The sequence below is a fragment of the Flavobacterium urocaniciphilum genome (genome assembly GCF_900110615.1).
Classification (GTDB): domain Bacteria; phylum Bacteroidota; class Bacteroidia; order Flavobacteriales; family Flavobacteriaceae; genus Flavobacterium; species Flavobacterium urocaniciphilum.
In genome coordinates this window covers 24,824-47,569 of the sequence record NZ_FOEI01000004.1, presented here as the reverse complement: position 1 = coordinate 47,569, position 22,746 = coordinate 24,824, and the positions used below count along the sequence as shown (strand labels likewise).

At 33.1% G+C, this 22,746-nt stretch carries 34 protein-coding genes; all 34 read left to right on the top strand.

Annotation, left to right across the window (positions count from 1 at the left end; translation table 11 throughout):
• Window positions 1-127: 127 nt before the first annotated feature.
• The 34 genes from rplC to BMY86_RS08250 all read left to right on the top strand — a co-directional run bounded on the left by rplC (window position 128) and on the right by BMY86_RS08250 (window position 22,674).
• On the top strand, window positions 128-745 hold the full coding sequence (gene rplC / locus BMY86_RS08415) for a 50S ribosomal protein L3 (protein WP_091467628.1): 618 nt from the start codon (window positions 128-130) through the stop codon (window positions 743-745).
• Complete coding sequence (gene rplD, locus BMY86_RS08410) at window positions 745-1,374, top strand: 50S ribosomal protein L4 (RefSeq protein ID WP_091467625.1); 630 nt, start codon at window positions 745-747, stop codon at window positions 1,372-1,374. The genes rplC and rplD overlap by 1 nt, the downstream gene beginning before the upstream one ends.
• Before the next feature lie 8 nt (window positions 1,375-1,382).
• Window positions 1,383-1,673: a 50S ribosomal protein L23 gene (rplW, locus tag BMY86_RS08405; RefSeq protein ID WP_091467622.1), complete on the top strand. Its 291-nt coding sequence runs from the start codon at window positions 1,383-1,385 to the stop codon at window positions 1,671-1,673.
• Between the two features lie 6 nt (window positions 1,674-1,679).
• Window positions 1,680-2,504 carry a 50S ribosomal protein L2 gene (gene rplB / locus BMY86_RS08400; RefSeq protein WP_091467620.1) on the top strand — a complete coding sequence of 275 codons (825 nt, stop codon included), beginning with the start codon at window positions 1,680-1,682 and terminating at the stop codon, window positions 2,502-2,504.
• Window positions 2,505-2,510: 6 nt separating this feature from the next.
• On the top strand, window positions 2,511-2,789 hold the full coding sequence (rpsS, locus tag BMY86_RS08395) for a 30S ribosomal protein S19 (protein ID WP_091467618.1): 279 nt from the start codon (window positions 2,511-2,513) through the stop codon (window positions 2,787-2,789).
• A gap of 6 nt (window positions 2,790-2,795) precedes the next feature.
• Complete coding sequence (rplV, locus tag BMY86_RS08390; protein WP_091467616.1) at window positions 2,796-3,206, top strand: 50S ribosomal protein L22; 411 nt, start codon at window positions 2,796-2,798, stop codon at window positions 3,204-3,206.
• A gap of 8 nt (window positions 3,207-3,214) precedes the next feature.
• Window positions 3,215-3,943 (top strand): 30S ribosomal protein S3, encoded by a 729-nt coding sequence (gene rpsC / locus BMY86_RS08385; protein ID WP_091467614.1) that lies wholly within the window; start codon window positions 3,215-3,217, stop codon window positions 3,941-3,943.
• A 19-nt stretch (window positions 3,944-3,962) separates the two neighbouring features.
• The gene (gene rplP / locus BMY86_RS08380; protein ID WP_091467611.1) at window positions 3,963-4,382 is read left to right on the top strand and encodes a 50S ribosomal protein L16; all 420 of its coding nucleotides are present in this window, start codon (window positions 3,963-3,965) and stop codon (window positions 4,380-4,382) included.
• A gap of 12 nt (window positions 4,383-4,394) precedes the next feature.
• Window positions 4,395-4,586: a 50S ribosomal protein L29 gene (gene rpmC, locus BMY86_RS08375; RefSeq protein ID WP_091467609.1), complete on the top strand. Its 192-nt coding sequence runs from the start codon at window positions 4,395-4,397 to the stop codon at window positions 4,584-4,586.
• 17 nt (window positions 4,587-4,603) lie between these two features.
• Window positions 4,604-4,861 (top strand): 30S ribosomal protein S17, encoded by a 258-nt coding sequence (rpsQ, locus tag BMY86_RS08370; protein ID WP_091467606.1) that lies wholly within the window; start codon window positions 4,604-4,606, stop codon window positions 4,859-4,861.
• Window positions 4,862-4,863: 2 nt separating this feature from the next.
• Window positions 4,864-5,232 (top strand): 50S ribosomal protein L14, encoded by a 369-nt coding sequence (gene rplN / locus BMY86_RS08365; RefSeq protein ID WP_091467604.1) that lies wholly within the window; start codon window positions 4,864-4,866, stop codon window positions 5,230-5,232.
• Between the two features lie 12 nt (window positions 5,233-5,244).
• Window positions 5,245-5,559 (top strand): 50S ribosomal protein L24, encoded by a 315-nt coding sequence (rplX, locus tag BMY86_RS08360; RefSeq protein WP_091467601.1) that lies wholly within the window; start codon window positions 5,245-5,247, stop codon window positions 5,557-5,559.
• 2 nt (window positions 5,560-5,561) lie between these two features.
• A complete protein-coding gene (gene rplE, locus BMY86_RS08355) occupies window positions 5,562-6,113 on the top strand; it encodes a 50S ribosomal protein L5 (protein WP_091467599.1) in 552 nt (183 codons plus the stop codon).
• 3 nt (window positions 6,114-6,116) lie between these two features.
• On the top strand, window positions 6,117-6,386 hold the full coding sequence (rpsN, locus tag BMY86_RS08350) for a 30S ribosomal protein S14 (RefSeq protein WP_091467597.1): 270 nt from the start codon (window positions 6,117-6,119) through the stop codon (window positions 6,384-6,386).
• A gap of 139 nt (window positions 6,387-6,525) precedes the next feature.
• Window positions 6,526-6,924: a 30S ribosomal protein S8 gene (rpsH, locus tag BMY86_RS08345; RefSeq protein WP_091467595.1), complete on the top strand. Its 399-nt coding sequence runs from the start codon at window positions 6,526-6,528 to the stop codon at window positions 6,922-6,924.
• 16 nt (window positions 6,925-6,940) lie between these two features.
• Window positions 6,941-7,483: a 50S ribosomal protein L6 gene (rplF, locus tag BMY86_RS08340; RefSeq protein ID WP_091467593.1), complete on the top strand. Its 543-nt coding sequence runs from the start codon at window positions 6,941-6,943 to the stop codon at window positions 7,481-7,483.
• Between the two features lie 11 nt (window positions 7,484-7,494).
• On the top strand, window positions 7,495-7,845 hold the full coding sequence (gene rplR, locus BMY86_RS08335; protein ID WP_091467590.1) for a 50S ribosomal protein L18: 351 nt from the start codon (window positions 7,495-7,497) through the stop codon (window positions 7,843-7,845).
• A gap of 6 nt (window positions 7,846-7,851) precedes the next feature.
• Window positions 7,852-8,376, top strand: a complete 525-nt coding sequence (rpsE, locus tag BMY86_RS08330; protein ID WP_091467587.1) for a 30S ribosomal protein S5 — start codon at window positions 7,852-7,854, stop codon at window positions 8,374-8,376.
• 14 nt (window positions 8,377-8,390) lie between these two features.
• The gene (gene rpmD / locus BMY86_RS08325; RefSeq protein ID WP_091467584.1) at window positions 8,391-8,573 is read left to right on the top strand and encodes a 50S ribosomal protein L30; all 183 of its coding nucleotides are present in this window, start codon (window positions 8,391-8,393) and stop codon (window positions 8,571-8,573) included.
• A gap of 11 nt (window positions 8,574-8,584) precedes the next feature.
• On the top strand, window positions 8,585-9,037 hold the full coding sequence (gene rplO / locus BMY86_RS08320; RefSeq protein ID WP_091467581.1) for a 50S ribosomal protein L15: 453 nt from the start codon (window positions 8,585-8,587) through the stop codon (window positions 9,035-9,037).
• An 11-nt stretch (window positions 9,038-9,048) separates the two neighbouring features.
• Entirely contained in the window at window positions 9,049-10,398 is a 1,350-nt protein-coding gene (secY, locus tag BMY86_RS08315; RefSeq protein WP_091467578.1) for a preprotein translocase subunit SecY, read from the top strand.
• A 9-nt stretch (window positions 10,399-10,407) separates the two neighbouring features.
• Window positions 10,408-10,623 carry a translation initiation factor IF-1 gene (infA, locus tag BMY86_RS08310; RefSeq protein ID WP_091314296.1) on the top strand — a complete coding sequence of 72 codons (216 nt, stop codon included), beginning with the start codon at window positions 10,408-10,410 and terminating at the stop codon, window positions 10,621-10,623.
• An 11-nt stretch (window positions 10,624-10,634) separates the two neighbouring features.
• Window positions 10,635-10,751, top strand: a complete 117-nt coding sequence (ykgO, locus tag BMY86_RS08305; RefSeq protein ID WP_002987490.1) for a type B 50S ribosomal protein L36 — start codon at window positions 10,635-10,637, stop codon at window positions 10,749-10,751.
• 2 nt (window positions 10,752-10,753) lie between these two features.
• Window positions 10,754-11,128: a 30S ribosomal protein S13 gene (gene rpsM / locus BMY86_RS08300; protein WP_091467576.1), complete on the top strand. Its 375-nt coding sequence runs from the start codon at window positions 10,754-10,756 to the stop codon at window positions 11,126-11,128.
• A 12-nt stretch (window positions 11,129-11,140) separates the two neighbouring features.
• Window positions 11,141-11,524, top strand: coding sequence for a 30S ribosomal protein S11 (gene rpsK, locus BMY86_RS08295; RefSeq protein ID WP_091467573.1), 384 nt, complete (start codon window positions 11,141-11,143; stop codon window positions 11,522-11,524).
• 84 nt (window positions 11,525-11,608) lie between these two features.
• Window positions 11,609-12,214, top strand: coding sequence for a 30S ribosomal protein S4 (gene rpsD, locus BMY86_RS08290; RefSeq protein ID WP_091467572.1), 606 nt, complete (start codon window positions 11,609-11,611; stop codon window positions 12,212-12,214).
• Window positions 12,215-12,235: 21 nt separating this feature from the next.
• Window positions 12,236-13,228 carry a DNA-directed RNA polymerase subunit alpha gene (locus BMY86_RS08285; RefSeq protein ID WP_091467570.1) on the top strand — a complete coding sequence of 331 codons (993 nt, stop codon included), beginning with the start codon at window positions 12,236-12,238 and terminating at the stop codon, window positions 13,226-13,228.
• 61 nt (window positions 13,229-13,289) lie between these two features.
• Window positions 13,290-13,760, top strand: a complete 471-nt coding sequence (gene rplQ / locus BMY86_RS08280; protein ID WP_091467568.1) for a 50S ribosomal protein L17 — start codon at window positions 13,290-13,292, stop codon at window positions 13,758-13,760.
• A gap of 156 nt (window positions 13,761-13,916) precedes the next feature.
• Window positions 13,917-15,026 (top strand): glutamine-hydrolyzing carbamoyl-phosphate synthase small subunit, encoded by a 1,110-nt coding sequence (gene carA, locus BMY86_RS08275; protein WP_091467566.1) that lies wholly within the window; start codon window positions 13,917-13,919, stop codon window positions 15,024-15,026.
• A gap of 27 nt (window positions 15,027-15,053) precedes the next feature.
• Entirely contained in the window at window positions 15,054-16,346 is a 1,293-nt protein-coding gene (gene eno / locus BMY86_RS08270) for a phosphopyruvate hydratase (RefSeq protein ID WP_091467564.1), read from the top strand.
• A gap of 228 nt (window positions 16,347-16,574) precedes the next feature.
• The gene (locus BMY86_RS08265; protein ID WP_091467562.1) at window positions 16,575-17,861 is read left to right on the top strand and encodes a citrate synthase; all 1,287 of its coding nucleotides are present in this window, start codon (window positions 16,575-16,577) and stop codon (window positions 17,859-17,861) included.
• A gap of 228 nt (window positions 17,862-18,089) precedes the next feature.
• Window positions 18,090-19,139: a tRNA preQ1(34) S-adenosylmethionine ribosyltransferase-isomerase QueA gene (gene queA, locus BMY86_RS08260; RefSeq protein WP_091467560.1), complete on the top strand. Its 1,050-nt coding sequence runs from the start codon at window positions 18,090-18,092 to the stop codon at window positions 19,137-19,139.
• 89 nt (window positions 19,140-19,228) lie between these two features.
• The gene (gene kynU, locus BMY86_RS08255; RefSeq protein WP_091467558.1) at window positions 19,229-20,509 is read left to right on the top strand and encodes a kynureninase; all 1,281 of its coding nucleotides are present in this window, start codon (window positions 19,229-19,231) and stop codon (window positions 20,507-20,509) included.
• 74 nt (window positions 20,510-20,583) lie between these two features.
• Window positions 20,584-22,674, top strand: a complete 2,091-nt coding sequence (locus tag BMY86_RS08250; protein WP_091467556.1) for a T9SS type A sorting domain-containing protein — start codon at window positions 20,584-20,586, stop codon at window positions 22,672-22,674.
• The last annotated feature ends 72 nt before the right edge of the window (window positions 22,675-22,746 follow it).

Below are 22,746 nucleotides of genomic sequence, written 5' to 3'. Positions count from 1 at the left end.
TTTTATTGTTTTTAAAAATAAGTAACTATTTATTTTTGAGAATAATAAATAATTTATATATTTGCACCCTTGAAAAAAATCAGTGTTCGGCACTGAAAATCAATGTTTAATTAATTAATAAGTATTTATGTCTGGGTTAATCGGAAGAAAAATCGGTATGACTAGCATCTTTGACGAGAATGGAAAAAACATTCCATGTACTGTTATTGAGGCTGGGCCATGCGTTGTTACCCAAGTCAGAACCAATGCGGTTGACGGGTATGAAGCTCTGCAACTTGGTTTCGATGACAAAACTGAAAAGCACACTGTTAAAGCTGAAGAAGGTCACTTCAAAAAAGCTGGTACTGTTGCTAAGAAGAAAGTTGTTGAATTCCAAGGATTTGAAGCAGAGTATAATTTAGGAGATGTAATCAATGTTGATTTATTCGCTGAAGGTGAATTTGTTGATATTGTAGGAGTTTCAAAAGGTAAAGGATTTCAAGGTGTTGTAAAACGTCATGGTTTCGGTGGGGTAGGACAAGCTACTCACGGTCAACATAACCGTTTAAGAGCGCCAGGTTCAGTTGGAGCGTCTTCTTACCCTTCTAGAGTATTCAAAGGAATGAGAATGGCTGGAAGAACAGGTGGAGATAATGTAACAGTTCAAAATCTTAGAGTTTTAAAAGTAGTTGCGGATAAAAATCTTTTAGTAGTTAAAGGATGTATTCCAGGTTGCAAAAACTCTTATGTAATCATTCAGAAGTAATGGAAGTAAAAGTTTTAGATATCAACGGAAAAGAAACTGGTCGTAAAGTGAATCTTGACGATACTGTTTTCGCTATTGAGCCTAATAAGCACGCTGTCTATTTAGATGTTAAACAGTACTTGGCTAATCAAAGACAAGGAACTCATAAAGCAAAAGAAAGAGCAGAAGTTGCGGGAAGTACTCGTAAAATCAAAAAACAAAAAGGAACTGGTACTGCACGTGCAGGTTCTAAAAAATCTCCTTTATTCAAAGGTGGAGGTACTGTTTTTGGTCCAAGACCTAGAAGTTATTCATTCAAATTGAATAAAAACTTAAAAAGATTAGCTCGTAAATCAGCTTTCTCTTTAAAGGCACAAGAATCAAATTTAGTAGTTGTAGAAGATTTTACATTTGATGCACCAAGCACTAAAAAATTCATTAACGTATTGAATGCTTTAGGGTTAGAGAACAAAAAATCTTTATTTGTATTGGGAGATTCAAATAAAAATGTATATTTGTCGTCGCGTAATTTAAAAGCGGCTTCAGTTGTAACTAGCTCAGAATTAAGTACTTATGCAATTTTAAATGCAAAAAGCTTAGTTCTTTTAGAAGGTTCGGTAGAGGTAATTGAAGCTAATTTAAGTAAATAATTTAGATCATGAGCGTTATAATCAAACCGATAGTAACTGAAAAAATCACTAAAGATGGTGAATTATTTAACCGTTTTGGATTTGTAGTTGATAAAAAAGCAAACAAAGTAGAAATTAAAAAAGCAGTTGAAGCTGCATTTGGTGTTTCAGTTGTTGCTGTTAATACAATGAACTACAGAGCTGATAGAAGTGTAAAATACACTAAAAGCGGTTTAATCAGTGGAAAAACAAATGCTTACAAAAAAGCAATTGTTCAAGTTAAAGAAGGAGAATCAATAGATTTTTATACTAATATCTAATAGAACATGTCAGTTAGAAAATTAAAACCTATTACCCCAGGTCAGCGTTTTAGAGTTGTAAATAGCTTTGACACTATTACAACTGATAAGCCGGAGCGTTCATTATTGGCACCGAAAAAAAACTCTGGAGGTAGAAATAGTCAAGGAAAAATGACCATGCGTTACACAGGTGGTGGTCATAAACAAAAGTATCGTGTAATCGATTTTAAAAGAGCAAAAGCTGGAATTCCTGCTAATGTTAAAACAATCGAGTACGATCCAAATCGTTCAGCATTTATCTCTTTAGTAGCTTATGCTGATGGAGCAAAAACTTACGTTATTGCACAAAACGGATTAAAAGTTGGGCAAACTATCGTTTCAGGTGAAAATGCAGCACCAGAAATTGGAAATGCTTTACCTTTAAGTAAAATTCCTCTAGGAACAGTAATTTCTTGTATTGAGCTAAGACCTGGACAAGGTGCTGTTATCGCTCGTTCTGCAGGAACATTTGCACAGTTAATGGCTAGAGACGGTAAATACGCTACAATCAAAATGCCTTCAGGTGAAACAAGATTAATCTTATTAACTTGTATGGCAACAATTGGAGCTGTTTCAAACTCTGACCACCAATTAGTTGTATCTGGTAAAGCAGGTAGATCTAGATGGTTAGGTAGAAGACCTAGAACAAGACCAGTAGCTATGAACCCAGTTGATCACCCAATGGGAGGTGGTGAAGGACGCTCTTCAGGAGGTCACCCACGTTCAAGAAAAGGTTTACCAGCTAAAGGTTATAGAACTCGTTCTAAGGTTAACCCGAGTAACAAGTATATTGTAGAACGTAGAAAGAAATAATAAGATATGGCACGTTCATTAAAAAAAGGACCATTTGTACACTATAAATTAGAGAAAAAAGTACAAGAGAATATAGAAGGTGGTAATAAGAATGTTGTGAAGACTTGGTCTAGAGCATCTATGATTATTCCAGATTTTGTAGGGCAAACAATCGCTGTTCACAATGGCCGTCAATTCGTTCCGGTTTATGTTACTGAGAACATGGTTGGTCATAAATTAGGAGAATTTTCACCAACTAGATCTTTTAGAGGTCATGCTGGTGCAAAAAATAAAGGTAAAAAATAAGAAGTCATGGGAGTTCGTAAAAGAGAAGCAGCTGACGCAAGAAAAGAAGCTAACAAGCAGATTGCGTTCGCGAAGTTAAATAACTGCCCTTCTTCACCTAGAAAGATGCGTTTAGTTGCGGATCAAGTAAGAGGTCAGAAGGTAGAAAATGCTCTTAATATATTAAGATTCAGTCCAAAAGAAGCTTCTAAAAAATTAGAAAAATTAGTTTTATCTGCAGTTGCAAACTGGTCAGCTAAAAACGAAGGTTCTAATATGGAAGATGCTGGCTTATTTGTTAAAGAGATTAGAGTTGATGGTGGTATGATGTTAAAAAGATTACGTCCTGCACCTCAAGGTAGAGCACACAGAATTAGAAAACGTTCTAATCACGTAACAGTGGTTTTAGGAGCTATTAATAACACACAAAGTAACTAATTAACAGTATGGGACAAAAGACAAATCCAATAGGAAACAGACTTGGTATCATCAGAGGATGGGACTCAAACTGGTATGGTGGAAATGATTACGGTGATAAAATCGCTGAAGATTATAAAATCAGAAAGTATATCCATGCGCGTTTAACGAAAGCTAGTGTATCAAAAATAATTATCGAGAGAACTTTAAAACTTGTAACCGTTACTATCACTACTGCTAGACCTGGTATCATTATCGGAAAAGGTGGACAAGAGGTAGACAAGTTAAAAGAAGAACTTAAGAAAATTACTGATAAGGAAATTCAAATCAACATTTTCGAAATCAAAAGACCAGAATTAGATGCTTACTTAGTTGGTAACTCTATCGCTCGTCAAATTGAAAGTAGAATTTCTTACAGAAGAGCTATCAAAATGGCTATGGCTGCTGCTATGAGAATGAATGCAGAAGGAATTAAAGTATTAATTTCTGGTCGTTTAAATGGTGCAGAAATGGCTCGTTCTGAAGGATTCAAAGAAGGTAGAATTCCATTATCAACTTTCAGAGCTGATATCGATTATTCATTAGCTGAAGCTCACACTACTTATGGTAGAATGGGTATCAAAGTATGGATAATGAAAGGTGAAGTTTATGGTAAAAGAGATCTTTCTCCGTTAGTAGGAATGGACAAAAAAGGTCCAAAAACTACAGGATCATCTTCTACAGGTAAAGGAAAACCAAACCCACGCAAAAGAAAGTAATTTTTTAAATTAAAGAAAAATGTTACAACCTAAAAGAACAAAATATCGTAAGGTACAGAAGGGTAGAATGAAAGGAAACTCTCAAAGAGGGCATGTACTTTCTAATGGTATGTTTGGGATTAAATCTTTAGATTCAGCTTTTATCACATCACGTCAAATTGAAGCATCTCGTATTGCTGCAACACGTTATATGAAAAGAGAGGGTCAATTATGGATCAAAATTTTCCCAGATAAACCTATTACTAAAAAGCCTCTTGAGGTACGTATGGGTAAAGGAAAAGGGGCAGTTGAATATTGGGCTGCTGTTGTAAAACCAGGAAAAATTATGTTTGAAGTAGGTGGAGTGCCTATCTCAGTTGCAAAAGAGGCTTTACGTCTTGCTGCTCAAAAACTTCCTGTAAAAACTAAGTTTATCGTTGCTAGAGATTTCGAAGCATAATAAAAAGTAATTATGAAACAATCTGAAATAAATAATCTATCTGCAGCTGACTTACAAGCACAACTTGTACAGTTGAAGAAAACGTATAACGACCTTAAAATGGCTCATGCTATTTCTCCAATCGAGAACCCGCTTCAATTGAGATCATTAAGAAGATCAATAGCTAGAATTGCTACTGAAATCACTAAAAGAGAGTTACAATAATTGTATTCTGCTGAAAGATGGAAAAAAGAAATTTAAGAAAAGAAAGAATAGGTGTAGTTACGTCTAATAAAATGGACAAATCTATCGTTATTTCTGAAACGAAAAGAGTAAAACACCCTATGTATGGTAAGTTCGTGTTAAAAACTAAAAAATATGTTGCACACGACGAAAAAAATGACTGTAACATTGGTGATACAGTAAAGATCATGGAAACAAGACCTTTATCTAAAACTAAATGTTGGAGATTAGTTGAAATCATTGAAAGAGCTAAGTAATTATGGTACAACAAGAATCAAGATTAAAAGTAGCAGATAACACTGGAGCGAAAGAAGTTCTTACGATCCGTGTTTTAGGAGGAACGAAACGTCGTTATGCCTCTGTAGGTGATAAAATTGTAGTTTCTATTAAAGATGCAACTCCAAACGGAAACGTGAAAAAAGGATCTGTATCAACTGCAGTTGTTGTACGTACCAAAAAAGAAGTGAGAAGAGCCGATGGTTCATACATCAGATTTGATGATAACGCATGTGTGTTATTAAATGCTGCTGGTGAAATGAGAGGTACTCGTGTTTTTGGTCCTGTAGCTAGAGAACTTCGTGAAAAACAATTCATGAAAATTGTATCATTAGCACCAGAAGTGCTTTAATTCTCATTAGAAATGACGAAGCTTAAAATAAAATCAGGAGATCTAGTAAGAGTTATTGCTGGTGATCATAAAGGACAAGAAGGAAAAGTTTTACGTGTTTTACGCGATAAAAATAAAGCTGTTGTGGAAGGATTAAACATGGTTTCTAAACATACGAAACCAAGTGCAAAAAACCCTCAAGGTGGTATCGTGAAAAAAGAAGCTCCTATTCATATTTCTAACTTAGCTTTAGTAGACGCTAAATCTAAAAGTGTAACTAAAGTTGGTTATAGAACTGAAGGAGATAAAAAAGTAAGATTTTCAAAAAAATCTAATCAAGTTATATAGTTATGGCATACGTACCTAGACTAAAAGAAGAATACAAAAGCAGAATAGTTGCTGCTTTGAAAGAAGAATTTGGTTACAAAAATGTAATGCAAGTTCCTAAATTAGAGAAAATTGTTATTAGCCGTGGTGTTGGTGCTGCTGTGTCTGACAAAAAATTAGTAGATTATGCTGTTGAAGAGTTAACTAAAATTACTGGTCAAAAAGCTGTAGCTACAATTTCGAAAAAAGACGTTGCTTCATTCAAACTTAGAAAAGGTATGCCAATCGGTGCAAAAGTTACTTTACGTGGAGAAAGAATGTATGAGTTTTTAGATAGACTTATCACTTCATCTTTACCGCGTGTAAGAGATTTTAGCGGAATCAAATCTACTGGATTTGACGGAAGAGGTAATTACAACTTAGGAGTTTTAGAACAAATCATTTTCCCAGAAATTGATATTGATAAAGTAAATAAAATTGCTGGTTTTGACATTACTTTCGTAACATCTGCTAACACAGATAAAGAAGCTAAATCATTATTAACTGAATTAGGTTTACCATTCAAAAAGAACTAAGTTATGGCTAAAGAATCAATGAAAGCCCGTGAGGTTAAAAGACAAGCAATTGTAGATAAATATGCTGAAAAAAGAGAAGCTTTGAAAAAAGCTGGAGATTATGAGGCATTACAAAAATTACCTAAAAATGCTTCGCCAGTTCGTTTACATAACCGTTGTAAATTAACAGGAAGACCTAGAGGTTATATGAGACAATTTGGTATTTCACGTGTAACTTTCCGTGAAATGGCTAACCAAGGTTTAATTCCAGGTGTAAAAAAAGCTAGCTGGTAGTTAGTATATTTCAAAAGATAATTGTACATTTGCCGGATTTTTGTCGGTAACGTACAATTATCTTTTTTCAAAATAGAGTTTAATGGCTTCAGGTTCAAGGAGATAGACTTCTTGAAAACCGTCGCCGAATTTTAATTATATGTATACAGATCCAATTGCAGATTTCTTAACAAGAGTTAGAAATGCAGTAAGAGCTAACCACAAAGTGGTAGAAATTCCTGCTTCAAACTTAAAAAAAGAAATCACTAAGATTTTATTCGATCAAGGATATATCTTAAGTTACAAATTTGAAGATACAACCGTACAAGGTTCTATCAAAATCGCTTTGAAGTATGATAAAGATACTAAAGAGTCAGTAATTAAAGATATCCAAAGAATTAGTAAACCAGGTTTACGTAAGTACGCAAGTTCAACAAACATCCCAAGAATCTTAAATGGTTTAGGTATTGCTATCGTTTCTACTTCAAAAGGAGTTATGACAGGTAAACAAGCTAAACAATTAAATGTTGGTGGTGAAGTAATTTGTTACGTATACTAATAAAAAGATCAAGAGAATGTCAAGAATAGGTAAAAATCCAATTGCAATTCCAGCTGGCGTAACTGTTGAAGTTAAAGATGCTGTAATTACAGTTAAAGGAAAATTAGGCGAGCTTTCTCAGGAATTTTCTGATGTAACAGTTAAAGTTGAAGATAACCAAGTTATCGTTGAACGTTCATCTGATAATAAAACTGAAAGAGCGAAACACGGATTATATCGCGCACTTATCAATAACATGATAGTTGGGGTATCAGAAGGTTTTACAAAAGAATTAGAGTTAGTGGGAGTTGGTTACAGAGCTTCAAATGCAGGTCAAAAATTAGACTTAGCTTTAGGGTTTTCTCATAACATCGTTTTAGACGTTGTTTCTGAAGTAACAGTTGAAACTATCTCTGAGAAAGGTAAAAATCCGATAGTAAAATTAACATCATTTGACAAACAATTATTAGGACAAGTTTCTGCGAAAATCAGATCTTTCCGTAAACCAGAACCTTACAAAGGTAAAGGGGTTAAGTTTGTTGGTGAAGAATTAAGAAGAAAAGCAGGTAAATCAGCTTAAAAATTAAAGTTATGTCATTAACAAAATCTGAAAGAAGACAAAGAATACAGTTCAGAATCAGAAAGACTGTAAGCGGAACTGCTGCTCAACCTAGACTTTCTGTTTTTAGAAGTAATAAAGAAATCTATGCGCAAATCATAGATGATGTAAACGGTGTTACTATAGTTTCTGCTTCATCGAGAGATAAAGGAGTAGCTACAGGTACTAAAATGGAAACTGCAACTGCAGTTGGTAAATTGATCGCTGAAAAAGCGCTTAAAGCTGGTATTTCTACTATCTCTTTTGATAGAGGTGGAAATTTATACCATGGACGTGTAAAATCGTTAGCTGAAGGAGCTAGAGAAGCTGGACTTAAATTCTAATAAAGTATGTATCACAATTATAAAAACGTAGAATTAGTGAAACCAGCAGGTCTTGAATTAAAAGATCGTTTGGTTAGTGTTAATCGTGTTACTAAAGTTACTAAAGGTGGTAGAGCTTTTGGTTTTTCAGCTATCGTAGTAGTTGGAGATGAAAACGGAGTAGTAGGTCACGGTTTAGGGAAATCTAAAGATGTTTCTGAGGCTATTGCTAAAGCAGTAGAAGATGCAAAGAAAAATCTTGTAAAAATTCCTTTAAGTGGACAATCTGTTCCTCATGAGCAAAAAGGTAAATTTGGTGGTGCTAGAGTATTCTTAATGCCTGCTTCACACGGTACTGGAGTTATCGCTGGTGGTGCTGTACGTGCGGTATTAGAGTCAGTTGGTATCCATGATGTATTATCTAAATCTCAAGGTTCATCAAACCCTCATAACGTAGTTAAAGCAACTTTTGATGCTTTATTACAAATGAGAAGTGCTGCAACTGTTGCTAAACAAAGAGGAGTGTCATTAGACAAAGTATTCAAAGGTTAATAATACAAGGAAACATGGCAAAAATTTCAGTAAAACAAGTAAGAAGTAAAATCAACTGTCCAAAAGATCAAAAAGATACTTTAGTAGCTTTAGGATTAAGAAAAATGGGACAAGTTGTTGAGCACGATGTTAATCCTGCTATCCTTGGAATGGTAAATAAAGTTAAACACTTAGTTTCTGTTGAAGAAACTAAATAACAATACATGTTATGAATTTAAGTAACTTACAACCAGCAGAAGGTTCTGTTCACAACCAAAATAAAAGAGTAGGTAGAGGTGAAGGTTCTGGTAAAGGTGGTACTTCTACAAGAGGTCACAAAGGAGCTAAATCACGTTCTGGTTATTCAAAGAAAATTGGTTTTGAAGGAGGTCAAATGCCTTTACAAAGAAGAGTACCAAAATTTGGTTTCAAAAACATTAATAGAGTAGAATATCAAGGTATCAATCTTGATACCTTACAAACTTTAGTAGAAAATGGAGTAATTACAGAAACTGCTGATTTAACAGTATTTGTAGATACACGTTTAGCTACTAAAAATAGCTTAGTAAAGATTTTAGGAAGAGGTGAGCTAAAAGCAAAATTAAAAGTTAGTGCTCATAAATTTACTGCTACTGCTAAAGCTGCTATCGAAGCTGCTGGTGGAGAGGTAGTGATTCTTTAATCATTATAACTATGAAGAAATTTATAGATTCATTTAGCAATGTTTGGAAAATAGAAGAACTAAAAAATAAAATTTTAGTTACTCTTGGAATTTTACTTGTGTACCGTTTCGGTTCACAAGTAACATTGCCAGGTATTGATTCAACGCAATTGCAACAACTTTCTAATCAAACTGAAGGAGGTATTGGTTGGTTAATTAATGTATTTACAGGAGGTGCTTTTTCTGAAGCGTCTATCTTTGCATTAGGAATCATGCCATATATCTCTGCGTCTATTGTAGTTCAGTTAATGGGAATTGCTATTCCTTATTTACAAAAATTACAAAAAGATGGTGAAAGTGGTAGAAAGAAAATTAACCAAATTACACGTTGGTTAACCATTGCAATTACTTTGGTTCAAGGACCAGGTTATATCTATAACTTAAAGCAAACTTTACCAGCTGAAGCCTTTGTAAATCCAGATTTCTTCTCTTTCTTCCCATTATTTGGGTCGGTATTAATCATCGTTTCGGGAACAATTTTCGCAATGTGGTTAGGAGAAAGAATTACTGAAAAAGGTATCGGTAACGGTATATCATTATTAATTATGGTTGGAATTTTAGCTAGAATGCCTGAGGCGTTTATGCAAGAATTCGGTTCAGCTGTATCTCAAAATAATGGTGGGCCAATGAAAATCATTATCGAAGTAATTATTTGGTTATTAGTTATTATAGCTACAATATTATTAGTAATGGCTTTAAGAAAAGTTCAAGTTCAATATGCAAGAAGATCAGTTTCTGGCGATTTTGAAGTGGATTCAATGGGAGATAATAGACAATTTATCCCATTAAAATTAAATTCTGCAGGTGTAATGCCAATTATTTTTGCGCAAGCAATAATGTTCATACCTGCTGCATTAGCTGGATTATCTAAGTCTGATACGGCTTTAAGCATTTCTAATATGTTTAAAGATCCATTTGGATTAGTTTATAATATAGTTTTTGCACTATTAATTATTATTTTTACGTATTTTTACACCGCTATTACGGTGCCAACTAATAAAATGGCAGACGATTTAAAGAGAAGTGGAGGTTTTATTCCAGGTATTAAGCCAGGAGCGGAAACAGGAGATTTCTTAGATAAATTAATGTCTTTAATCACATTCCCAGGTTCAGTATTCTTAGCTTTAATCGCAGTGTTCCCTGCAATTATTCACGGAGTATTAGGTGTTCAAGGGGCATGGGCTTATTTTTATGGTGGTACTTCACTAATCATCATGGTTGGAGTTGCAATCGATACTATTCAACAAATTAATTCTTATTTATTGAATAAGCATTATGATGGTTTAATGAAAAGTGGAAAAAATAGAAAAGCTGTAGCTTAATAATTAATTATGGCAAAACAATCAGCAATAGAACAAGACGGAAGCATTGTAGAAGCATTATCTAATGCAATGTTTCGAGTTGAATTAGAAAACGGACATGTAGTAATTGCTCATATCTCTGGTAAAATGCGTATGCATTACATTAAGTTGTTACCAGGGGACAAGGTTAAACTTGAAATGAGCCCTTATGATTTGTCAAAAGCTAGAATCACTTATAGATACTAAAGGCTATTAATATGAAAGTAAGAGCATCAGTTAAAAAAAGAAGCGCAGAATGTATTATCGTGCGTAGAAAAGGTAGATTATACGTTATTAACAAAAAGAATCCTAGATTTAAACAAAGACAAGGATAATTATGGCAAGAATAGCAGGGGTTGATATCCCAAAAAACAAAAGAGGAGTTATCGCTTTAACATACATTTTTGGTATGGGTAGAAGTAGAGCTATTGAGGTTTTAGAAAAAGCCAATGTTAGCCAAGATAAGAAAGTATCTGATTGGAATGATGACGAAATTGGAGCAATCCGTGAAGCGGTTTCATCATTCAAAATCGAAGGAGAATTACGTTCAGAAATTCAATTAAACATCAAACGTTTAATGGATATCGGATGTCAAAGAGGTATCCGCCACAGAGCTGGATTACCTTTAAGAGGTCAAAGAACGAAAAACAATTCGAGAACAAGAAAAGGTAAAAGAAAAACTGTTGCTAACAAGAAAAAAGCAACTAAATAATAAGTAAGTAATATGGCTAAGGCAACTACAAAAAAACGTAAAGTTATCGTTGAGTCTTCTGGAGAAGCGCATATTAACGCTACTTTCAACAACATCATCATTTCTTTAACAAACAAGAAAGGTGAAGTAATTTCTTGGTCTTCTGCTGGTAAGATGGGCTTCAGAGGTTCTAAAAAGAACACTCCTTATGCTGCTCAAATGGCTGCTGAAGATTGCGGAAAAGTAGCTCTTGAAGCTGGACTGAAGAAAGTAAAAGTTTACGTTAAAGGTCCTGGAAACGGAAGAGAATCTGCTATCAGATCAATTCATAATAGTGGAATTGAAGTAACTGAAATCATTGATGTTACTCCAATGCCTCACAATGGATGTCGTCCTCCAAAGAGAAGAAGAGTATAATTATAAGTATAACAAAGGTAGGAATTGAGATTATCGAAGGAAAGACCTTAATTCATAATCCCTACCTTAATTTAAATTTTTAAAATGGCAAGATATACTGGTCCACAAACAAAAATTGCCCGTAAATTCGGAGAAGCAATTTTCGGAGAAGATAAAGCATTCGAAAGAAGAAATTATCCTCCAGGTCAACACGGTTTGGCAAAAAGAAGAGGTAAAAAATCTGAGTACGCTGTCCAATTAATGGAAAAACAAAAAGCTAAATATACTTATGGTATTTTAGAGCGTCAATTCAGAAATTTATTCGAAAAAGCATCTGCTGCTTCTGGAGTAACAGGTGAAATTCTTTTACAATTATGTGAATCTCGTTTAGACAATATCGTTTACAGAATGGGTATTGCTCCATCTCGTAGAGCTGCACGTCAAATCGTTTCTCACAGACACATTACAGTTAATGGTGAAAATGTAAATGTACCTTCGTACCACATCAAACCAGGTGACGTTATTGCTGTTCGTGAAAAATCAAAATCTCTTGAAGCTATCAACAATTCTTTAGCTAATTCTTCTACAGTGTATGAGTGGATTACTTGGAATAACGATACTAAACAAGGTACATTTGTTGCTGTTCCTCAAAGACTTCAAATTCCAGAAAATATTAAAGAGCAACTAATCGTTGAGTTGTATAACAAATAATAATTGACATTAGTCGAAAATATGGCAATATTTAATTTTCAAAAGCCCGATAAAGTTATCATGATCGATTCTACCGATTTTGAAGGTAAATTTGAATTTAGACCTTTAGAACCTGGTTACGGATTGACAGTTGGTAACGCTTTAAGAAGAGTTTTACTTTCTGCATTAGAAGGTTTTGCTATTACATCTGTTAGAATTGAAGGCGTAGAGCACGAATTTTCTACTATTCCAGGTGTGGTAGAAGATGTTACTGAAATTATCTTAAATCTTAAACAAGTACGTTTCAAACGTCAAATTGAAGATATCGATAATGAGTCAGTTTCAATCTCTTTATCAGGGAAAGATCAAATTACTGCTGGGGATTTCCAAAAATTTATTTCTGGATTTCAAGTTTTAAACCCAGATTTAGTAATCTGTAACCTTGATAACAAAACTACAATCAATATGGAACTTTCTATCGAAAAAGGTAGAGGTTATGTTCCTGCAGAAGAAAATAAAAAGCAAAATGCTCCAATTGGAACAATTTTTACAGACTCTATTTATACGCCTGTGAAAAATGTTAAATATTCAATTGAAAACTTCCGTGTTGAACAAAAAACTGATTATGAAAAATTAGTTTTTGAAATCAAAACAGATGGTTCAATTCATCCAAAAGATGCATTAACAGAAGCAGCAAAAACGTTAATTCACCACTTTATGCTGTTCTCTGATGAAAGAATCACTCTTGAGGCTGACGAAATTGCTCAAACTGAGTCTTATGATGAAGAATCATTACACATGAGACAGTTATTGAAAACTAAATTAGTTGATATGGACTTATCAGTTAGAGCTTTAAATTGTTTAAAAGCGGCTGAAGTGGATACACTTGGAGACTTAGTTTCTTTCAACAAAAACGACTTAATGAAGTTCCGTAACTTCGGTAAAAAATCATTAACTGAATTAGATGAGTTAGTGGCTAATAAAAACCTTACTTTCGGAATGGACTTAGCAAAATACAAGTTAGATAAAGAATAATTACTTCATATTTTGCTCTCCATAGCGGATTGATGCAAGATGAAGTTTAAAACTAAATGTCATGAGACACGGAAAAAAAGTAAATCATTTAAGTAGACAAACTGGTCATAGAAAAGCTATGTTAGCGAATATGGCTTGTTCACTTATTGAGCACAAAAGAATCAATACAACTGTAGCTAAAGCTAAAGCTTTAAAACAATTTATTGAGCCTCTTGTAACTAAATCAAAAGAAGATACAACTCACAACAGACGTATTTGTTTTTCTTACTTAAGAAATAAATATGCTGTAACTGAATTGTTCAGAGAAGTTGCTGCTAAAGTTGGAGATCGTCCAGGTGGTTATACTCGTATCATTAAGTTAGGAAACCGTTTAGGGGATAACGCTGATATGGCTATGATCGAATTAGTAGACTTCAATACAATCTACAATGTAGCGAAGAAAGAAGCTAAGAAATCAACTCGTAGAGGTAAAGCTAAAAAAGCTGAAGCTCCTGCTGCTGATACAACTGAAAATTCTGAAGCTACTGAATAATCATGAAATATTTGATTTAAATATAAAAAAGGATAGACAAATTTTTGTTTATCCTTTTTTTTTATAATTACTAAAACGTAAATTTGCATCGTCAACAACACAACCTGAAACTATTTTACATTTAGTTTCTCAAAAAATATAAAATAACTACAACTGATGAAATACAATAATAAGCAACAAGCAGTATTATTACTTAAGGATGGTACAATTTTTCACGGAAAATCAATAGGGATTTCTGGAACAACTTTTGGAGAAATTGCATTTAATACCGGAACAACAGGATATCAAGAAATTTTTACAGATCCATCATATTACGGACAAATTATGGTTACAACCAATGCGCATATTGGTAACTATGGTGTAAATGTAAATGAAGTAGAATCGGATAGTGTTAAAATTTCTGGATTAGTTTGTAAAAACTTTAGTATGAATTATTCTCGAGTTGATGCAGAAGGAAGCTTATACGATTATTTCGAAAAACAAAATCTTATTGTGATTTCAGATGTAGATACTAGAGCTTTAGTAAGCTATATTCGAGATAATGGAGCTATGAATGCAATTATTTCTACGGATGGAACTTCAATTGAAGAATTAAAAGCTAAATTAGAGCAAGCGCCTGATATGGAAGGTTTAGATTTAGCTTCTGTTGTTTCTACTAAAGAACCGTATTTCTTCGGGGATGAAAAGGCTAATTATAAAATTGCAGCCTTAGATTTAGGAATCAAAACAAATATCTTAAGAAATTTAGCGAAAAGAGATTGTTATATCAAAGTTTATCCTTTCAATGCAACTTTCGAAGATTTAAAATCATTTAATCCAGATGGATATTTCTTGTCTAACGGACCTGGAGATCCAGATCCACTAGCTTCTGCTCAAGAAGTAGCAAGAAATATTTTAGCAGAAAATAAACCATTATTCGGAATTTGTTTAGGACATCAAGTTATTGCTTTAGCAAACGGGATTTCTACTTATAAAATGTTTAACGGTCACAGAGGAATTAATCACCCTGTTAAAAATGTAATTACAGGTAAAGGTGAAATTACTTCTCAAAACCACGGTTTCGCGGTTAATAAAGAACAATTAGAAAATCACCCAGATTTCGAATTAACACATGTTCACTTAAATGATGGAACTGTAGCTGGAATGAGAATGAAATCTAAAAACTGTTTCTCAGTACAATATCACCCAGAAGCAAGTCCAGGACCACACGATTCAAGTTATTTATTTGATCAATTTATTGAAAATATCAAATCGTCTAAAAATTAATTTAAATTTTAATCAAAATATACAATCATGAGCATAATTATAAAAGTTCACGCAAGACAAATATTAGATTCAAGAGGAAATCCTACTGTAGAAGTGGATGTAATTACAGAAAACGGCATTTTAGGAAGAGCAGCAGTTCCATCTGGTGCTTCAACTGGAGAGCATGAAGCGGTTGAATTACGTGATGGTGGTAAAGCTTACATGGGTAAAGGTGTTTTAAAAGCTGTTGAAAATGTAAATACAACTATCGCTTCAGAATTAGTTGGGATGTCAGTTTTCGAACAAAATGCTATCGATAAAATGATGATTGAGTTAGACGGTACTCCAAATAAATCTAACTTAGGTGCTAATGCTATTTTAGGAGTATCTTTGGCTGTGGCTAAAGCGGCTGCTAACGAATTAGGAATGCCTTTATATCGTTACGTTGGTGGTGTTTCTGGAAACACATTGCCAGTTCCAATGATGAATATTATCAATGGTGGATCTCACTCTGATGCTCCAATTGCGTTTCAAGAATTTATGATTATGCCAGTAAAAGCAACTTCTTTTACTCATGCAATGCAAATGGGAACGGAAATTTTCCATAACCTTAAAAAAGTATTACACGACCGTAATTTATCAACTGCGGTTGGTGATGAAGGTGGTTTTGCTCCAAATTTAGCTGGTGGAACTGAAGATGCATTAGATTCAATCAAATTAGCAGTTACGAATGCTGGTTATACTTTTGGTGATGATGTTATGATTGCTTTAGATTGTGCGGCTTCAGAATTTTATGTAGATGGTAAATACGATTATTCTAAATTTGAAGGTGCTGGTGGAAAAATCAGAACTTCTGAAGAGCAAGCCGATTATTTAGCAGAATTATGTGCAAAATATCCAATTATTTCTATCGAAGACGGAATGTACGAAGACGATTGGAAAGGTTGGAAATATTTAACGGATAAAGTAGGTAATAAAGTACAGTTAGTAGGTGACGATTTATTCGTAACAAATGTTGATAGATTATCACGTGGAATCAATGAAGGAATTGCCAACTCAATCTTAATCAAAGTAAACCAAATTGGTACATTATCAGAAACAATTGCTGCTGTAAACATGGCGCATAATGCTGGTTATACTTCAGTTATGTCTCACCGTTCTGGAGAAACAGAAGATAATACAATTGCTGATTTAGCTGTAGCGTTAAACTGCGGACAAATTAAAACGGGTTCAGCTTCTCGTTCAGATCGTATGGCAAAATACAACCAATTATTACGTATTGAAGAAGAATTAAATTCAGTGGCTTACTTTCCAGGTGTAAACGCTTTTAAAGTGAAATAATACAAAATAATACAAAATTCACTTGTTTTTTTAGTGCAATTTTAAATATTAAACCCTTTTAGATGTCTGATTTCTAAAAGGGTTTTCTTTTTTTTAAAGATTTATATAAATTAATAGATTTTATATATACTTACATAGCAATTTATCTATATATTAATTTTAAAATTAAAGAATTAATTATTAAATTCGCAACAAACATAATTATACTTACAAAATATATATATTATCATGTCGAAAAATGCAATTATAGAGATTGATGGTAACAGAGTAGAACTTCCTATGATGGTTGGAAGTGAGAACGAAACAGCTATCGATATTAGTAAATTAAGAGATTTAACTGGAGCGATTACTTATGATCCAGGTTATAAAAATTCAGGAGTTTGTAAAAGTGATATCACGTTCTTAGATGGTGAAGAAGGAATTTTAAGATACCGTGGTTATTCAATCGAAGATTTAGCGGATAAAGCAGACTTCTTAGAAGTTTCTTATTTAGTTATTTTTGGTGAATTACCAACTAAAGCTCAATTAGCAGATTTCGAAACAAATATTCGTAAATATACTTTAGTTAATGAAGAGATGAAAAACATCATCGATGGTTTTCCAAAAACAGCTCACCCAATGGGCGTTTTATCTGCATTAACAAGTGCATTAACAGCTTTTAATCCTAAAGTGGTTAATGTTGAAAACGAAAAAGAAATGTATGAAGCTATTTGCAAAACTATGGGTAAATTCCTTGTATTAGCAACTTGGACATACAGAAAAAACATGGGTTATCCATTAAATTATTATGATAACACAATTGGTTATGTAGATAACTTTATGCAGTTAATGTTTAAATTACCTACAGGGCCATACAAAATCAACCCAACGGTTGTAGCAGCTTTAGATAAATTATTCATCTTACATGCAGATCACGAACAAAATTGTTCAACTTCTACAGTTCGTATGGTAGGATCTTCTCATGCTGGTTTATTCGCATCTATTTCTGCTGGAGTTTCTGCTCTTTGGGGACCATTACACGGTGGTGCTAACCAAGCTGTGTTAGAAATGTTAGAAGCAATCCAAAAAGATGGTGGTGATGCTGAGAAATATTTAGCAAAAGCAAAAGATAAAGATGATCCATTCCGTTTAATGGGATTCGGACACAGAGTATATAAAAACTTCGATCCACGTGCAAAAATTATCAAAAAAGCCGCAGATGAAGTGTTAGCTGAATTAGGTGTTAATGATCCAATTTTAGCAATTGCTAAGAAATTAGAAGAAGCAGCTTTAGTTGATCCTTATTTCGTAGAAAGAAAATTATATCCAAACGTAGATTTCTATTCTGGTATTATTTACCGTGCTTTAGGAATTCCTACTGATATGTTTACAGTATTATTCGCTATTGGTCGTCTACCAGGTTGGATTGCACAATGGAAAGAAATGCGTGTAAATAAAGAGCCAATTGGTCGTCCACGTCAAGTTTATACAGGTCACCCATTAAGAGATTTCGTAAATTTTGAAGACAGAAAATAATTAATTAGTCCCGATTTTTCGGGACTTTTTTTATGTCTAATTTTTTGTGATAAAAAGTGTGTTCTAATCAAGAAAATCAAAAGAAACTACTTTGTGAATTGCCCAGTTTGTTGTGGTTTCAAAAATAAATGCGTTTTTACTTGACAACCCCTATTTTCAGATTGTATATTTGCACTCGTTTGGAATCAGAATTTTTCTGATTTCTAATTTCTAAATTTTAAATTTTTTATGAAATTATCTCACTTTAATTTTAATTTACCAGAAGAATTATTAGCTGAGTTTCCTGCTGAAAATAGAGACGAGTCTCGTTTAATGGTAGTAAACAGAAAAACAGGAGAAATTGAACACAAAATGTTCAAAGATATTATCGATTATTTCGATGATGGTGATGTAATGGTTCTTAACAATACTAAAGTATTCCCAGCACGTTTATACGGAAATAAAGAAAAAACAGGTGCAAGAATTGAAGTTTTCTTATTAAGAGAATTAAATGCTGAGCAACGTTTATGGGACGTTTTAGTTGATCCAGCTCGTAAAATTAGAATTGGTAATAAATTATATTTCGGTGATGACGATTCGTTAGTAGCTGAAGTTATTGATAATACTACTTCTCGTGGAAGAACGTTACGTTTCTTATACGACGGTTCTTATGAAGAATTCAGAGAAAAATTAGTAGAATTAGGTGAAACTCCAATTCCTAAATATATCAATCGTGAAGTAACTCCAGAAGATGCAGATAGATACCAAACGATTTATGCTAAAGAAGAAGGTGCTGTTGCTGCTCCAACTGCTGGTTTACACTTTTCTAAACACTTAATGAAACGTTTAGAAATTAAAGGAATTAATTTCGCTGAAGTAACGTTACATGTTGGTTTAGGTACTTTTAATCCAGTTGAAGTAGAAGATTTATCTAAACATAAAATGGATTCAGAAGAAATGATCATCACTCAAGAAGCTTGTGATATCATTAATGCTGCTAAAGCAAGAAAGAACAAAGTATGTTGTGTAGGAACAACTTCTATGCGTGCTATGGAAAGTTCTGTTTCTTCTATGAAAACTTTAAATCCGTATGTGGGTTGGACAAATAAATTCATTTATCCTCCTTACGATTTTAGTTTAGCAGATTGTATGATTACAAATTTCCACACACCAAAATCAACTTTATTAATGATGATTTCTGCTTTTTGTGGTCACGATTTAATGAGAAAAGCTTATGATGAAGCTTTAAAAGAAAAATATAGATTTTATTCTTACGGTGATGCCATGTTAATCATCTAAAAATATAACAAATTAAAAAACCCAACAGATAAAGTTGGGTTTTTTTATATCTTATTTTTTTCTACTTTTACGCTTTAAATTTAACTACAATGAACTTTCAAAATAATTTAGAATTCGCTAAAAGTTTAGATGCTCAAGATGAGTTACAACACTACAAAAACGAATTTCATTTTCCACAACATAACAATAAAAATGTAATTTATTTTACAGGAAATTCTCTTGGTTTACAGCCAAAATCTACCAAAAAATATGTAGATGATGTCATGAATGATTGGGCGAATATGGCTGTTGAAGGTCATTTTTACTCAGAAAAACCATGGTGGGATTATCATGAAAGATTTTGTGAGCCATTATCTAAAATCGTTGGTGCAAAACCTTCTGAAGTGGGTGTAATGAATACTTTAACAGTAAATTTACATTTATTGTTTGTTTCTTTTTATCAACCAAAAGGTATAAGATATAAAATCTTATGTGAAGAAAAAGCATTCCCATCTGATCAATATTTATTACAAAGTCAAGTTAAATTTCATGGTTATGATCCAAGTGATGCTATCGTGGAAATCAAAAGAAGAGAGGGTGAATTAACTACTCGCCCAGAAGATATTTTGGCTAAAATTGAAGAATTAGGTGATGAATTAGCTTTAGTGTTTATTGGTGGTGTTAACTATTATACAGGGCAAGTTTTCGATATGAAAACCATTACTGCTGCCGGACATAAAGCTGGTGCGATTGTAGGTTGGGATTTAGCACATGCTGCAGGAAATATCGAATTAAACTTACATGATTGGCAAGTAGATTTTGCTGCTTGGTGTAGTTATAAATATATGAATTCTGGTCCAGGTAATGCTTCAGGGTATTTTGTACATGAAAAGCATCATACAAATAAAGACTTAAATCGTTTTGCAGGTTGGTACGGTCATAATAAAGAACGTCGTTTCTTGATGGAACCAAATTTTGACGCTGTTGAAGGTGCAAATGGTTGGCAAGTAAGTAATTTACCAGTTCTTTCTTTAGCGCCATATTTAGCTTCTGCTGAAATGTTTGCCAAAGTTGGTATGGAAAAATTAATTAAAAAGAGAAATTTAATTACGGCTTATTTAGAATTTATTCTTCATGAAATCGATAAAGAAATTGACGGTACTGAATTTGAAGTGATCACGCCAAGTAATCAAAATGAAAGAGGTTGTCAATTATCTGTGTATTTACACGGTCAAGGTAAAGAATTGTTTACCTACTTAATGCAAAATGGTGTCATTACAGATTGGCGTGAACCAAACGTAATTCGTTTAGCACCAGTTCCTTTGTATACTTCTTTTGAAGATATGTACAATTTTGGGCAAATTTTAAAACAAGGAATATTAAATAAGTAATTCTATTGATAAAAAAGTAGGTTTTTAAACATTTTTGGATATATTTGTTAAAATTAACCCTAAATTAATCTAAAATGAAAAAAAACCTACTATTTTATTCGGCTCTTTTTTTGTCGGTTTTTGCTTTTGGGCAACAATCTGATTTTGAGCTAGAAGCTCGAAATTGGATTAAAACAAATTACAAAGATTTTAAATTCAATTCTGATAACGATTTAAAATTGCGATTTGTTCGTAAAGGTTTGGCTGGTGAAACTTTACGTTTCCAACAAATGATTAACAATGTTCCAGTTTTTGATACTGAAATTGTTATAAATATTGCAAATGGAAATGTTGCGTATAGTGAATTTAATGTGAATAAAACACTAACGCCAATTAATACAACTCCTCAAATTACAGCTGAAAACGCTTTACAAATTTCAAATAATGAAATTAAAGTTTCTGGAATGATTACATTTCAAGAAAATAAATTATTTGTTCTTTCTAAAAATAATCAGACAATATTAGCATACAGAATTGTAACTAGCTTCGAAGATAAATCTGGTTCTTGGGAAGTGTTTGTAGATGCTAATACAGGAGCAGTGCTTTCTGTTAAAGATATCGCAATTTATTGTGGAACAGAATGTACAGTTTCTCATAAACATAGCAATAAAGAAACAGTTTTAAATCCACCTTTTTTTATGAAAAAAGCTGAAACTGATGCATCAGCTTTACAAACTTTAGCAACTGGTACGGCATATGTGTTTTTGTCGGATCCATTATCTCAAAATGCAGTTGCTTATGGTGGTTCATATGTAGATGGAAACGATGCAACAAACGCTTCTTTAGATGCTGCAAGAACTTTAGTAAATTTACCTGAAATTGAAAATAATGCAGGTACTTATAAATTAAAAAGTTCTTATGTTGAAATTAAAAATCTAGAAAATCCGAATAAAGGATTGTTTACTCAAGCTAGTGGTGACTTTTTGTTTAATAGAAATCAAGATGGCTTTGAAGCGGCAAATGTTTTTTATCATACAGATAACAGTTTAAGATATATTAATCAAACTCTTGGTGTAAATTGTATTCAAAATGTAGATAATTCTCATGCAGGTATTTTATGGTTTGATCCATCTGGAGAAAATGGAGCTGATAATTCACATTATTCAAATGGAGTATTGGTTTTTGGTGAAGGATGTGTAGATGATGGTGAAGACGGAGATGTAATATGGCATGAATTAGGACATGGTTTACACGATTGGTTAACGGGCGGTTCTTTGTCTCAAGTTAACGGATTAAGTGAGGGATGTGGTGATTATTGGGCGCAATCTCATAGTAGAGCATTAAATCAATGGACACCTTCTGATGCAGCTTATCATTGGATGTTTAATTGGGACGGTCATAATGCATGTTGGGGAGGAAGAACAACAAATTATGGCGCTCTTTATCCTGGAGGATTAGTAAATCAAGTGCATACTGATGGTCAAATTTGGGCTACTACTTTAATGAGAATTTGGGATGCAATTGGTAGAACAAAAACAGATAAAGCTTTCTTAGAAGGATTAGCATTAACTACTTCTTCAACTAATCAACAAAATGCAGCAATAGCTGTTAGACAAGCTGCTATTAATATGAACTACAGTTGTAGTGATGTTAAAGCGATGACAGACCAATTTACTGCTACTGGTTATGTAATGCCTGCAATTCCTTTAGTGGTAAGATGTCCTTCTGATCAAACCGTTACGGCTAATGGATCTGGAAATTATACTGTGCCAAGTTTCGCAAGTTTAACTAATGCAATTAACTCAAATTGTGATGCGGTAATAACTCAAAATCCACCAGTAGGTTCAGTTGTTGGTGTTGGTACTCATTTAATTACCATGACAGCAACTAGTGGTACATCTGTAAATTGTAATTTTAATTTAATTGTAGAAGCAAATTTAGGTGTAGAAGATATCGTTAAAAATAGTTTTGTGGTTTATCCTAATCCAGCCAATACTTTTATTACAATTAAAGGTGATAATATTGAAAATGAAGAAATTGAATTATACAATATGTTAGGTCAAAAAGTTTTACATCGTTCATTAATTACGAATGAATCAGTTGTTGATATTTCAGGTTTATCAAATGGTGTGTATACTTTATATTTCATCAATTCTAAAACATCTCAAAAAATTATCAAACAATAATTTTAAGATTTTCATAAAAACTAAAGCCGAATTTTGTTCGGCTTTTTTTATGAAAAAAAGTATCTTTGCTTT

Coding starts and splice junctions, on each gene's coding strand:
- infA (WP_091314296.1), top strand. CDS start 10,408: ATGGCAAAACAATCAGCAATAGAACAAGACGGAAGCATTGTAGAAGCA.
- rplN (WP_091467604.1), top strand. CDS start 4,864: ATGGTACAACAAGAATCAAGATTAAAAGTAGCAGATAACACTGGAGCG.
- rpsC (WP_091467614.1), top strand. CDS start 3,215: ATGGGACAAAAGACAAATCCAATAGGAAACAGACTTGGTATCATCAGA.
- BMY86_RS08265 (WP_091467562.1), top strand. CDS start 16,575: ATGTCGAAAAATGCAATTATAGAGATTGATGGTAACAGAGTAGAACTT.
- rpsK (WP_091467573.1), top strand. CDS start 11,141: ATGGCTAAGGCAACTACAAAAAAACGTAAAGTTATCGTTGAGTCTTCT.
- rplX (WP_091467601.1), top strand. CDS start 5,245: ATGACGAAGCTTAAAATAAAATCAGGAGATCTAGTAAGAGTTATTGCT.
- rplW (WP_091467622.1), top strand. CDS start 1,383: ATGAGCGTTATAATCAAACCGATAGTAACTGAAAAAATCACTAAAGAT.
- rplD (WP_091467625.1), top strand. CDS start 745: ATGGAAGTAAAAGTTTTAGATATCAACGGAAAAGAAACTGGTCGTAAA.
- rplC (WP_091467628.1), top strand. CDS start 128: ATGTCTGGGTTAATCGGAAGAAAAATCGGTATGACTAGCATCTTTGAC.
- rpsM (WP_091467576.1), top strand. CDS start 10,754: ATGGCAAGAATAGCAGGGGTTGATATCCCAAAAAACAAAAGAGGAGTT.
- rplF (WP_091467593.1), top strand. CDS start 6,941: ATGTCAAGAATAGGTAAAAATCCAATTGCAATTCCAGCTGGCGTAACT.
- rpsS (WP_091467618.1), top strand. CDS start 2,511: ATGGCACGTTCATTAAAAAAAGGACCATTTGTACACTATAAATTAGAG.
- rpmD (WP_091467584.1), top strand. CDS start 8,391: ATGGCAAAAATTTCAGTAAAACAAGTAAGAAGTAAAATCAACTGTCCA.
- BMY86_RS08285 (WP_091467570.1), top strand. CDS start 12,236: ATGGCAATATTTAATTTTCAAAAGCCCGATAAAGTTATCATGATCGAT.
- rplQ (WP_091467568.1), top strand. CDS start 13,290: ATGAGACACGGAAAAAAAGTAAATCATTTAAGTAGACAAACTGGTCAT.
- kynU (WP_091467558.1), top strand. CDS start 19,229: ATGAACTTTCAAAATAATTTAGAATTCGCTAAAAGTTTAGATGCTCAA.
- BMY86_RS08250 (WP_091467556.1), top strand. CDS start 20,584: ATGAAAAAAAACCTACTATTTTATTCGGCTCTTTTTTTGTCGGTTTTT.
- rplE (WP_091467599.1), top strand. CDS start 5,562: ATGGCATACGTACCTAGACTAAAAGAAGAATACAAAAGCAGAATAGTT.
- eno (WP_091467564.1), top strand. CDS start 15,054: ATGAGCATAATTATAAAAGTTCACGCAAGACAAATATTAGATTCAAGA.
- secY (WP_091467578.1), top strand. CDS start 9,049: ATGAAGAAATTTATAGATTCATTTAGCAATGTTTGGAAAATAGAAGAA.
- ykgO (WP_002987490.1), top strand. CDS start 10,635: ATGAAAGTAAGAGCATCAGTTAAAAAAAGAAGCGCAGAATGTATTATC.
- rpsD (WP_091467572.1), top strand. CDS start 11,609: ATGGCAAGATATACTGGTCCACAAACAAAAATTGCCCGTAAATTCGGA.
- rpsE (WP_091467587.1), top strand. CDS start 7,852: ATGTATCACAATTATAAAAACGTAGAATTAGTGAAACCAGCAGGTCTT.
- rplB (WP_091467620.1), top strand. CDS start 1,680: ATGTCAGTTAGAAAATTAAAACCTATTACCCCAGGTCAGCGTTTTAGA.
- rplV (WP_091467616.1), top strand. CDS start 2,796: ATGGGAGTTCGTAAAAGAGAAGCAGCTGACGCAAGAAAAGAAGCTAAC.
- rpmC (WP_091467609.1), top strand. CDS start 4,395: ATGAAACAATCTGAAATAAATAATCTATCTGCAGCTGACTTACAAGCA.
- rplP (WP_091467611.1), top strand. CDS start 3,963: ATGTTACAACCTAAAAGAACAAAATATCGTAAGGTACAGAAGGGTAGA.
- rplO (WP_091467581.1), top strand. CDS start 8,585: ATGAATTTAAGTAACTTACAACCAGCAGAAGGTTCTGTTCACAACCAA.
- rplR (WP_091467590.1), top strand. CDS start 7,495: ATGTCATTAACAAAATCTGAAAGAAGACAAAGAATACAGTTCAGAATC.
- queA (WP_091467560.1), top strand. CDS start 18,090: ATGAAATTATCTCACTTTAATTTTAATTTACCAGAAGAATTATTAGCT.
- carA (WP_091467566.1), top strand. CDS start 13,917: ATGAAATACAATAATAAGCAACAAGCAGTATTATTACTTAAGGATGGT.
- rpsN (WP_091467597.1), top strand. CDS start 6,117: ATGGCTAAAGAATCAATGAAAGCCCGTGAGGTTAAAAGACAAGCAATT.
- rpsQ (WP_091467606.1), top strand. CDS start 4,604: ATGGAAAAAAGAAATTTAAGAAAAGAAAGAATAGGTGTAGTTACGTCT.
- rpsH (WP_091467595.1), top strand. CDS start 6,526: ATGTATACAGATCCAATTGCAGATTTCTTAACAAGAGTTAGAAATGCA.